At 70.3% G+C, this 11,123-nt stretch carries 6 protein-coding genes; 5 read left to right on the forward strand and 1 reads right to left on the reverse strand.

What is annotated here, in order from left to right:
• The first annotated feature begins 61 nt into the window (after positions 1-61).
• The 5 genes from VME70_13095 (at position 62) to VME70_13115 (ending at position 10,140) form a co-directional block, all read left to right on the forward strand.
• Positions 62-3,814, forward strand: a complete 3,753-nt coding sequence (locus tag VME70_13095) for an ABC transporter ATP-binding protein (protein ID HTW21135.1) — start codon at positions 62-64, stop codon at positions 3,812-3,814.
• Between the two features lie 132 nt (positions 3,815-3,946).
• The gene (locus VME70_13100; protein ID HTW21136.1) at positions 3,947-4,927 is read left to right on the forward strand and encodes an NAD(P)H-quinone oxidoreductase; all 981 of its coding nucleotides are present in this window, start codon (positions 3,947-3,949) and stop codon (positions 4,925-4,927) included.
• Complete coding sequence (locus VME70_13105) at positions 4,924-5,481, forward strand: RNA polymerase sigma factor (GenBank protein ID HTW21137.1); 558 nt, start codon at positions 4,924-4,926, stop codon at positions 5,479-5,481. The genes VME70_13100 and VME70_13105 overlap by 4 nt, the downstream gene beginning before the upstream one ends.
• Positions 5,478-6,797 (forward strand): hypothetical protein, encoded by a 1,320-nt coding sequence (locus tag VME70_13110; GenBank protein ID HTW21138.1) that lies wholly within the window; start codon positions 5,478-5,480, stop codon positions 6,795-6,797. The genes VME70_13105 and VME70_13110 overlap by 4 nt, the downstream gene beginning before the upstream one ends.
• 124 nt (positions 6,798-6,921) lie before the next feature.
• Positions 6,922-10,140 (forward strand): BTAD domain-containing putative transcriptional regulator, encoded by a 3,219-nt coding sequence (locus VME70_13115; GenBank protein ID HTW21139.1) that lies wholly within the window; start codon positions 6,922-6,924, stop codon positions 10,138-10,140.
• 3 nt (positions 10,141-10,143) lie between these two features.
• Here the strand turns inward: VME70_13115 and VME70_13120 are convergent, their stop codons facing one another.
• Positions 10,144-11,007, reverse strand: coding sequence for an ABC transporter permease (locus VME70_13120; protein HTW21140.1), 864 nt, complete (start codon positions 11,005-11,007; stop codon positions 10,144-10,146).
• Positions 11,008-11,123: the final 116 nt, after the last annotated feature.

Below are 11,123 nucleotides of genomic sequence, written 5' to 3' on the forward strand. Positions count from 1 at the left end.
GTCAGCGCGGACTCGGGGCACACCCTGGCATGTCGTTACCTAATGCAACGATAGGAACGACGTGAGTGCACAAGAACCGACCGCCGGCACCCCTCCTCGCTCCGACGGCGACCGAAGCGCCGGCTGGATCCGGCTGATCTGGGGCTTCGTCGGTCCCGCCAAACGGCTCCTCATCGTCAGCTTCGGTGCGGCCCTGATCACCACGTCGGTGATCACGGTGACCCCGCTCGTGTCCGGGATCATCGTCAACCGGGGTCTCGACCGGCACCACGAGAGCGTCGCCGGCTGGCTGACCCTGCTGTTCGCCCTCGGCATCATCCGGTTCTTCGCCACCAGAGCGCGGCGGTGGCGCGCCGGCAAGGTCAGCTACGACGTCCAGTTCCGGCTGCGCACCCGGCTCTATGAGCACCTGGCCGGACTCGATCCCTCGGCGCTCGACCGGTTGCGCACCGGGCAGATGGTGTCGCGGGCGAGCGCAGACCTCACCCTCGTCCAGCAGTTCCTCGCCTGGGGCCCGCAGGTCATCGCGAACATGCTGCAGCTGGTCGCAAGCATCGTCGCGATGATGTTCGTCTCGTGGCCACTCGGCCTGGTCGCGCTGGTCACCGTGCCGCTCACCACGTTCATCGGCATCAGCTCTCGCGCCGGTGTCTTCGCTGCGGCTTGGGATGCACAGCAGCGCGAGGCCGAGCTGACCAACAGCGTCGAGGAAGCCGTCACGGGCGTACGCGTCGTGAAGGGGTTCGGCCAGGAGGATGCCGAGACCTCGCGGGTCATGGGCGCGGTTCGCAGCATGTACGCCGGACGCATGCGCGCGGCCCGGCAGCGCGCATCGTTCACCTCGACCCTGCAGAGCGTCCCTGCCCTCGGGCAGTTCGGCGTCCTGGTGATCGGCGGCGACCTGGCCCTGCACCACCACCTGTCGCTCGGCGCGTTCCTCGCGTGTACGACGTACCTCGTCCAGCTCGCGGCGCCGGCTCGGATGATCGGCGCCGTGATGGCGCTCGCGCAGCAGGCGCGGGCGGCGGTCGAGCGGCTGGTTTCGGTGCTCGAGACGCCGGCGACGATTCACGAGTCGCCCACCGCGCGACCGCTCCCCGCCGCGTCCGGCATCGTGCACTTCAACGACGTGACCTTCCGCTACACCACTGACGGTCCAGCCGTACTCGACGGCGTCGAGCTGGCGCTCGCGCCCGGCGAGGTCGTCGCCGTGGTCGGCCCCTCGGGCTCGGGCAAGTCGACCCTCGCGATGCTGCTCCCGCGTTTCTACGACGCGACCGGCGGTGCCGTCACGATCGACGGCGTCGACGTCCGCGCGACGACGTTCTCCTCGTTGCGCTCGCGCGTCGGCATCGCGTTCGAAGAGGCCTTCCTGTTCTCCGACACCATCCGGGCCAACATCGCCTATGGCCGGCCGGACGCCAGCGACGCCGAGGTTCACGCCGCCGCCGACGCGGCGCAGGCTGCCGAGTTCATCACCGAGCTCGCGAATGGCTACGACACTGTCGTCGGGGAACGCGGCCTGACGTTGTCCGGCGGCCAACGCCAACGGATCGCCCTTGCCCGGCTGCTGCTGGCCGACCCGCAGATCGCGGTCCTGGACGACGCGACGAGCGCGGTCGACGCCGCAGTCGAGGCCGACATCCACCGCGAGCTGCGCCGGTGGCGGGCCGACCGGACGATGCTCCTGATCGCCCACCGCGAGTCGACCGCTCGGCTGGCCGACCGCGTCGTTCTCCTCGACGGCGGCCGGATCGCCGCGAGCGGCACGCATGACGAGCTGATCGCCTCCAACTCCCGCTACCGCGAGCTGTTGGAAGCCGCGCCGATCGACACCCCGCTGCTCAGCCCGGTCACGACTCGCGCCGACACTCCCCGGCGGCGCAACCTGCCGGCCGCAACGGTCTCGGGCCGGGGGGGTCGCCCCCTCGTCGCCTCGCGGTTCAGCGGCGGCGGCAGTGCCAGCTCCCGCTGGATCGGGTTGCTCGCGCCGAGCGCCGGGCTGCAGGCGCAGCTCGATGCCCTGCCACCGACCCGCGACGACCTGCCGGAGGGCCTCATCGAGGACGCCGCGGTCGACCAGACCCGGCTGGCCCTGCGGCACCTGCTGCACCGGCAACGGATCATCCTCGCGATCAGCCTCGCGGCCGTCGTCGGCGATGCCCTCGCGACCCTCGCCCAGCCCGAGCTGATCCGGCTGGGCGTCGACCGGGGCGTCGCGCGTGGCTCGCTGCATGCGCTGCTGGTCGTGAGCGCGGTCTTCGCGCTGGTGTCGCTGTTCGACTGGTGGGTCATGTGGGCCGGCGCGGTGACGACCGGTCAAGGCAGCGAGCGGCTGCTCGCGGCGCTGCGGGTCCGGGTGTTCGCCCAGCTGCAGCGCCTCGGCATGGACTTCTACGAATCCGAGCTCACCGGCCGGATCCTGACCCGCGTCACAAGTGACGTCGACACCCTGTCCAACCTGGTGCAGAACGGCCTGCTCAACGCCGTCGTATCGATCGCAACTCTGGTCGGGATCGCCATCCTGCTGCTGGTCACCGACCTCCGGCTGGGGTTGGCAGCGATGTCCGTCCTGCCCGTCATGGTCGTGGTGACGATCTGGTACCAGAAACGGTCCACGGTCGCCTACGACCATCAGCGCGACACGATCGCCATCGTCAACGCCGCTTTCGCCGAGTCCCTTGCCGGCGTACGCGTCACCCAGGCGCACAACCGAGAGGCACTCGACCTCGTCAACTACACCGCGCTCGGCCAGACCAACGCCGACGCCGGCCTCAACGCCCTGTCCATCCAGATCTGGTACGTCGCGGCGACCGAGTTCATGCAACAGTTCGCCACCGCACTCGTCCTGACCCTCGGGATCAGCCGGCTGCGGGCCGACCCGGCGTTCGCCGGCGTACTGATCGCGTTCGTCCTCTACCTCACGCTGTTCTTCGCACCGATCCAGCAGCTGTCCCAGGTGTTCGACTCCTATCAGCAGGCCCGGGCCGGCATGCGCAAGCTCCGCACGTTGCTGGCCGAACCGCTCTCCACGCCCGCACCCGAGCACCCGGTCGCGATCGACGACCTCGCCGGCGAGCTGCGCTTCGTGGACGTGCACTACACCTACCGACGCGCCAGCACCGAAGCGCTGCGCGGCGTCGATCTCGTGATCCCCGCCGGACAGCGGGTCGCGCTGGTCGGTCGCACCGGCGCCGGCAAGAGCACGCTGATGAAACTCGCCGCCCGGTTCCACGATCCGACCGAGGGCAGCGTCCTGGTCGACGGCCATGACCTGCGCACCCTGGACCCGACCGCGTACCGTCAGCAGCTCGGCTACGTCCCTCAGGAGCCGTTCCTGTTCACCGGCACGATCCGCGACAACGTCGCCTACGGCCGCCCCGACGCGACCGATGCGGAGATCGACGAGGTCTGCCGTGAGATCGGGCTCGCCGACTGGATCCGCACCCTGCCGGACGGCTACGACACCGAGCTGACCGAGCGCGGGCGGTCCCTGTCGGCCGGCCAGCGCCAGCTGGTCTGCTTGGCGCGCGCCCTGCTGGTCGACCCGGCGATCCTGCTGCTCGACGAGGCGACGGCGACGCTCGACCTGTCCGCGGAGGCGGTGGTCACCCGCGCGATCGACGTGGTCGCCCGCGGGCGGACCTCGATGGTGATCGCGCACCGGCTGCAGACCGCGCGCACTGCCGACCGGATCCTCGTCATCGACGCCGGCCGGATCGTCGAGGACGGGACGCACGACGAGCTGCTCGAAGCGAACGGTTTCTACGGCCGGATGTGGAGCGCGTTCACCACCGCCTCGCGCGTCGCCTGACCCCACGCATGGCCCATCGGTGGTGCTCTGACCCCACGCATGGCCCATCGGTGCGAACGACCGGTGCGAAAGACCGGTGCGGGCGGTCGGCGCGACGGCTGCAATCCGGCGAACCCGGCTACGGTTGCCGACATGTACGCCGTCCGATGCGAGGGCAGCGGAGACGTCGATGTCCTGCGGTGGGCGGAGCTTCCTGACCCCGAGCCGGCCGACGGCGAGGTGCTGATCGAGGTCGTCGCCAGTGCCGTCAACCGCGCCGACCTGTCCCAGCGGATGGGCTTCTACCCCCCGCCGCCCGGCATCACGGACGTCCTCGGGCTCGAGTGCAGCGGCCGCGTGATCGAGCTCGGGCCCGGCGTCATCGGCTGGGCGGTGGGCGACGAGGTGTGCGCGCTCGTTGCGGGCGGAGGGCAAGCGGAGCTCGCGGTCGCACCGGCCGGCCAGTGCATGCCGGTGCCGGCCGGTGTCGACCTCACCACTGCCGGTGGCCTGCCCGAGGTCGCCTGCACGGTGTGGTCCAACCTGGTGCTCGTCGCCGAGCTGCGGGCCGGCGACGTACTGCTCGTTCATGGCGGATCGAGCGGGATCGGCACCCTCGCGATCCAGGTAGGCAAGGCGCTCGGGGCCACGGTCATCGCGACCGCGGGCAACCCCGACAAGCTGGCTCACTGCGCCCGGCTGGGCGCCGACCGGGTGGTGAACTACCGGGACGAGGACTTCACCGAGGCGGTCCGCGAGGAAACCGACGGGTACGGCGCCGACGTCGTGCTCGACATCATCGGTGCGGACTATCTGGAGCGAAACGTGTCTGTGCTCGCGACCGGCGGCCGGCTGGTGTGCATCGGCATGCAGGGTGGCACGCGGGCCGAGCTCGACATCGGTGCCCTGCTGCGCAAGCGCGCAAGCGTGCACGCGACCTCGCTACGCTCGCGGCCGCTGGCGGAGAAGGCGGCCATCTGCCGGGCTGTCGTCGAGGGTCTCTGGCCGCTGATCGAGGCCGGCCAGGTCATACCGGTGGTGGAGACGTCGTACCCGATGAACCGGGTCGCCGACGCGCACACCCTGGTGGCGCAAAGCGGGCATGTCGGAAAGGTCTTGCTGACCAGGCCATGAGCGTGTACCAACCATCCGGGGACGCCGACCGTCTTAGCAGCGTGGACGTCGCAGTGCTCGGTGCCTGGGAGGCAGCAGAAGTGGATGGGGCGCAGCCTGCCGACGCCCTGTTCCGCCTCCACTACGCACCGCTCGCCGGCTGGTGCCGGCGGATGGTCGGCGACGATGAGGCGGCCCACGACATCGCCGCCGAGGCGTTCGTGCGGCTGCTCGGCCGATGGACGACGGTGACCGACCCGCGCGCGTACCTCTACACGACCGCGCTGAACCTGGTCCGGGACCGCTGGCGGCGCAATGAGCGCGAACGAGCCGCGATCCGCAAGACCGTCATGACGATGACCACCGCGGCGCCAGCCCCGAGCTCGGCGCCCGAGCTGCGCATGGTGATCGAAAGCCTGCCCAAGCGGCTGCAGCAAGTCGTCGTCCTCCACTACTTCGCCGACCTGTCGGTCGATGCCGTCGCGCACGCGCTGGGCGTCGCACCGGGCACGGTGAAACGCGACCTGTACGACGCGCGCGCGAAGCTTCAGGTCCTTCTGGCGGAGAGTCGATGAGCGATCATCGCGACGATTTCGACGTCGACGCCCTGCTGCGGGAGCCGAGCGAGCGGTTGCTACCGCCCGACGGCGCTTTCGAGCTGATCACCAAGCGGGCCAACCGCCGCAAGTGGGTGAAGGCGGCGGTCGGCGTCAGCGCGGGCGTCGTGATCGCTGCCGGTGCCGTGCCTGCGGTCATTGCGGTCCGGCACAACTCGGGCGGCGAGCAGTCGGTGGCCATTGAGACCACCGGCCTGCCGCGAGTCCAGCATCATCCGCGCGAGACACCGCTCCCGTCGGAGTCGATCACGGTCCCGTCCTCGCAACCGTCCAGCACCCCGCCGGTGCCGACGACGCTCGCCGGCTTCCGGCCCGACTCGCTGAGCTTCGTGTCGCCGACCGTCGGTTTCCTCTGGGGGTCGATGGCAGGCAGCCACGCGGGCGTCGTCGCCAAGACCACGGACGGCGGGTCGACCTGGACCCGCCTCAGCCCACCGGGCGCCGAGGACTCGGCGAGTGGCAAGGGCGTCGCCGGTGACGCCCAGATCCGGTTCGTGTCCGGCACCGTCGGCTTCGTCTTCGGCGCGCTGACCTACCTGACCCTGGATGGCGGGCAGTCCTGGTCGCAGTACTCGCTGCCGGCGGGTCAGGGCTACGTCGACGACCTCGAAGCTATGCACCAGCGGTTCTGGGCGCTGCTGCGCCCCAGCCAGAGCTCCACCCACGTCCGGCTCTACACCGCCACCGCCGCCCAGCCGTCGCTGCAACTGGTGAAGGCGGTAAAGCCGATGACCGCGGCGCCGGGCGCCGACGCGATCGCGCTCAACGACAACAGCGTGTCGGTGATCGCCGGCAGCACGGCATTCTGGTCGTCGAAGGACGGCACGCACTGGACCGAGCAGACCAACCCGTGCGAGAGCGTCAACGGCGTCCGGAACGCGGAGCTCTCGACGCTCAACCTCGGCACGATCGTGGCCGCCTGCGGGTCGGCCGACAAGGCCGGCAGCGAGCAGAAGGCGTCGTACGTCTCTCACAACTGGGGCAAGGCCTGGACGCCCACCCTGGCGAAGCCGGACCCGACCGGTGGCCTGCAGACGCTGTTCGCCGGGACGAACAAGAACATCGTGGTCGGCACGACCGCCGGCGCCCAGGTCACGACCGACGCCGGCCGCAGCTGGACCCCGCTCGAGGCCAACGGCGTGCCGCTCGGCTTCATCGGCTACATCTCCACGACCCACCTGGTCGCGGTCTCTGACCGCGCCGCCACAACCGGCGCGTTTGCGACCAGCACGGACGGCGGACTGACCTGGTCGGTCTACAGCTTCGGTTCGTAACGCCCGCGCCGTAGCGGCCGCTGAACTCGGCGTAGGAGGCGCGCATCCCCCTCCGTGCGCCTCCTACGCCGAATCGCGGCAGCGGCCGGAGAAGCCGGTTGCGAACCGCTGAAATAGTGGGTGCGTGAGGATCGCGCTGCTCGGCCCGCTGGAGGTGTGGGCCGACTCCGACTCCGCGCCGGTCGCCGTCGAGGTCTCCGGGGCGCGGCTGCGCGCGTTGCTCACGGTGCTCGCCTTGTCCGCGCCACGGCCGGTCTCGGCCCGGGCTCTCGTGGACGCGCTGTGGGGCGACGAGCCACCCGCGGACGAGACCAACGCCCTGCAGTCGCTGGTCTCCCGGTTGCGGCGCGCCCTCGGTGACCCGGAGCTGGTTCGGCAGTCCGCCGCGGGCTACCAGCTCACCCTCCCTGCGGACTCGATCGACGTACGCCGGTTCGAAGCCCTCGCCCACGATGGTCGCGAGGCGCTGCGCGCCGGGGACGCGGCAAGCGCCGCAACGGTGCTCGCCGAGGCGCTCGGGCTGTGGCGCGGCGAGCCGGCAGAGCTCGCGGCGACCGGCTACGACGATGCTCTCCTGACCCGCTTGCACGAACAGGCGATCGACGCCCGGGGCGACCTGATCGATGCACGGCTCTCGCTCGGTCGCGCCGACGAGGTGATCGCGGAGCTGGGCGGGTTGGTCGCCACCCATCCGCTGCGCGAGCGGTTCGCCGTCCTTCTGGTGCGTGCCCTGCACGCGGCCGGCCGGACCAGCGAGGCACTGGCCAGCTACGAGCGGGCCCGCAGCATCCTCGCCGACCAGCTCGGCGCCGACCCGTCACCCGAGCTGCAGGCGGCGCACCTCGCGGCACTGCGCGACGAACCCGCGCCGACCCAGCCGGTCCGGCACTCGAACCTGCGCGCGACGCTGACCAGCTTCGTCGGCCGCGACGAGCAGCTGGCTCAGATCGGGCACCTGCTGAGCAGCGGACGGCTGGTCACCTTGGTGGGGCCGGGCGGCGCCGGCAAGACCCGGCTGGCCACCGCAGCGGCGAGCGCGGTAGCCGACACCCACGCCCGTGAAGGGGTCTGGCTGGCCGAGCTCGCACCGGTGACCGATCCCGCCGACGTGCCACAGACCGTGCTCGGCTCGCTCGGCCTGCGCGACCACATCCTGCTCGAACGCACGAGCGCCCTGACGCCGCGGGACGCGATGAGCCGGCTGGTCGACGCGCTGGTCGGCCGTGACGCGCTGTTGGTTCTCGACAACTGCGAGCACCTCGTCGAAGCCGCAGCGCAGCTCGCCGAGCAGCTGCTGACGCTCTGCCCGGGGCTGCGTGTCCTCGCGACCAGCCGCGAGCCGCTCGCGATCTTCGGCGAGGCGCTCGTCGTCGTACCTCCGCTCGGGCAGCCGGCCGCGGACGCCGACGCAAAGACCGCCCGGACCTACCCTGCCGTGCAGCTGTTCGCCGATCGCGCGCTCGACGTACAACCGGGGTTCGAGATCGACGACACCAACGTCCGGTCGGTCATCGAGATCGTTCGACGACTCGACGGCCTCCCGCTCGCGATCGAGCTCGCGGCCGCGAGACTCCGATCGCTGCCGGCGGCCGAGATCGAGCGGCGGCTCTCGGATCGGTTCCGGCTGCTGACCGGTGGCAGCCGTACGGCGATGCCGCGGCACCGCACGTTGTGGGCGGTCGTCGAATGGAGCTGGGAGCTGCTCGCGCCCGACGAGCGCGAGCTGGCCGAGCGGCTTGCGGTGTTCGTCGGCGGCGTCACACCGAGTGCGGCCGCGGCGGTCTGCCGCCCCGACCTCGACCTCACCGCGGTCGAGGACCTGCTCACCTCGCTGGTCGACAAGTCCCTGCTCCAGGTGGTCGCGTCCACGGACCTCGCACCGAGGTACCGGATGCTCGAGACGATCCGCGAGTTCGGCACCGAGAAGCTCGCCGAACGCGGCGAGATCGGGGCGCTGCGCCTCGCCCACGCCGACTACTACGCCGCGCTGGTCGCCGAGGCGGACCCGCACCTGCGCTCGGCCGAGCAGCTCGAGTGGATGGCGCTGATGGACACCGAGCGGGACAACATCCTTGCCGCGGTGAAGTTCTACGGCGACGACGGTCGGGCAGCCGACGCCATCGCGCTGGTGAACCTGCTCGGCTGGTACTGGATGACGGTCAGCAACCATGGCGACATCGTCACGTGGGTCAGCTTCGCGCTCGATGCCGAAGGCGAGGTCGACCCCGTCGATCGGCTGATGTCGGAGGCGTTCCTCGCGATCAATGCCTTGGCGTGGAACGCGGTCGGCAGTCACGACGAGGTGGAAGCGACCCTGAACTCACTGGCCGCCGTTAGCCGCAGGATGGCGCAGGCGCCGCCGGGTCGTTCGAAGATGATGACGCTGCTCGCGCCCGTCATCGCGATGTTCGTGGGTGATACGGAGCTGGTCGGTCCACTCACCGATCGGGCCCTCGCCGATGACGACCCCTGGATCGCCGCCTCGATGCGCACCTTCCGGGCCAGCATGGCCGAGAACGCCGGCGATCTGGAGAGCATGCGCGCCGACGTGGAGCTCGCGCTCAAAGCCTTCCGAGGGCTCGGCGAACGCTGGGGTATCGCGAACACCCTTCAGGTCCTCGGCCAGCTCGAGCTGATGGAGGGCAACCTCTCGGCAGCCGCCGATGCCTACCGTGAGGCGCTGGAGCTGGCCACGGCGGTCGGTAGCCGCGAGGACCTCGCCGCCATGCGGCTGCGACTCGCGGACATCCTGATCCGCCTCGGCCAGCCCGATGCCGCGCTCGAGCAGGGTCGGCTGGCGAGGGAGACGACGTACGAGCCGGGATCGGCGCTCGAGGTCCTCTTCACCAGCGCGGTGGAGGTCGAGATCGCGCGCAACATCGGAGACATCGCGACCGCGAAAGCACGCAGTGCCGAGGCGATCGAGGGCCTGCGCAAGCTGCCGAGCGTGCACCCGGTGCATAGCCACGGGATGGCGATCGTCCTGGCGACCGCGGTCAAACTCGACCTGGTCGACGGCGCGACCGACTCCGACGTGCTGAGCAAGCTCAGGGAAGCCCATCAGCTGGCCATCGAGACCAAGGACATGCCGATTGTCGCGACGGTGGGCCTGTCGAGTGCGCTGTACGCCGAGCACCTTGGAGATCTCGGTGCGGCGGCGGAGATCCTCGGCGCCGCCGCCCAGATTCGCGGCGCCGACGACGTCACCCACCCGGACATCGTCGGGCTCGACGAGCGGCTCGGCGGGTTGCGCACTGGTCCGTATGCCGATGCCTACACCCGTGGACGCGAGATGACCCGGGAGGCAGCGCTCTCCCGGGTCGATCCCGCGACCTTCGGTTAGCGGTCAGGCCCGCCGCGCATACCCGCGCAGCGCCAGCGGCACGAAGATCACCAGTAGGGCGACCATCCACCCGAGTGTCCACAACAGGTTCGACTCGATCGGGCCGCCGAGCATCAGCCCGCGGGTGGTCCCGACCAGGTGCGAGATCGGGTTGACCTTGACGAACGCCTGAAGCGGACCCGGCATGGTCGAGACCTTGACGAAGGTGCTGCTGGCGAACGACAGCGGCAGGATGACGAGGAACATCACACCCTGCACCGAGCCGGACGTGCGCGCGATCATTCCGACCCACACCGAGATCCAGCAGAAGCAGAGCGCGAATCCGATCGAGAGGACGAGCGCAGCAATCGCCTCGATCGGGTTCGTCATGACGCGGAACCCGATCAGGTAGCCGAACCCGATGAAGATCACGCACAGCAACAGGTAGCGCGCGAAGTCGGCGAGCACGGCACCGACCAGCGGCGCCGACCGCGCGATCGGCAACGACCGGAAGCGGTCGAATACACCCTTCTCGATGTCGGCATTCATGTTCTGCCCCAACGAGACGCTGCCCATCGCAATCGACTGGCCGAGCAAACCCGGCAGCAGGAACTGCAGGTAGGCATGTTGCGAGCCGTGCACGATCGCGCCGCCGAACACGTAGGTGAACAGCAGCAGGAAGATCATCGGCTGCAGGGTGACGTCGACCAGCTGCTCCGGTGTACGCATCGTCTTGATCAGGTTGCGCTTGGCGAGCACCAGCGCGTGGCGAACCGTCCGCCACCATCCGGTGTACGGCGAGACCGAGACGGTGCTCGGCTGGGCCGGCGCGACCGGAGCCATGTCCTCGGCGGTCAGGGTCGCGGTGGCCGCGTCGTACTCGGTCATGCCGCATCCTCCTTGTCTTGATTTTCGGTCGTTCGCGAGCCGGTGAGGGTGAAGAAGACCTCGTCCAGGCTCGGCAGGTGCAGGGAGAACTCCTCGGCCGCGATCCCGGCGGCGCG

This window comes from Mycobacteriales bacterium (assembly GCA_035504215.1).
In the GTDB taxonomy this organism is placed as follows: Bacteria; Actinomycetota; Actinomycetes; order JAFAQI01; family JAFAQI01; genus DATAUK01.

What these genes read in the sequence shown, in the direction of transcription:
- VME70_13105 (HTW21137.1), top strand. Translation starts at nt 4,924, where the DNA reads ATGAGCGTGTACCAACCATCCGGGGACGCCGACCGTCTTAGCAGCGTG.
- VME70_13120 (HTW21140.1), bottom strand. Translation starts at nt 11,007, where the DNA reads ATGACCGAGTACGACGCGGCCACCGCGACCCTGACCGCCGAGGACATG.
- VME70_13100 (HTW21136.1), top strand. Translation starts at nt 3,947, where the DNA reads ATGTACGCCGTCCGATGCGAGGGCAGCGGAGACGTCGATGTCCTGCGG.
- VME70_13110 (HTW21138.1), top strand. Translation starts at nt 5,478, where the DNA reads ATGAGCGATCATCGCGACGATTTCGACGTCGACGCCCTGCTGCGGGAG.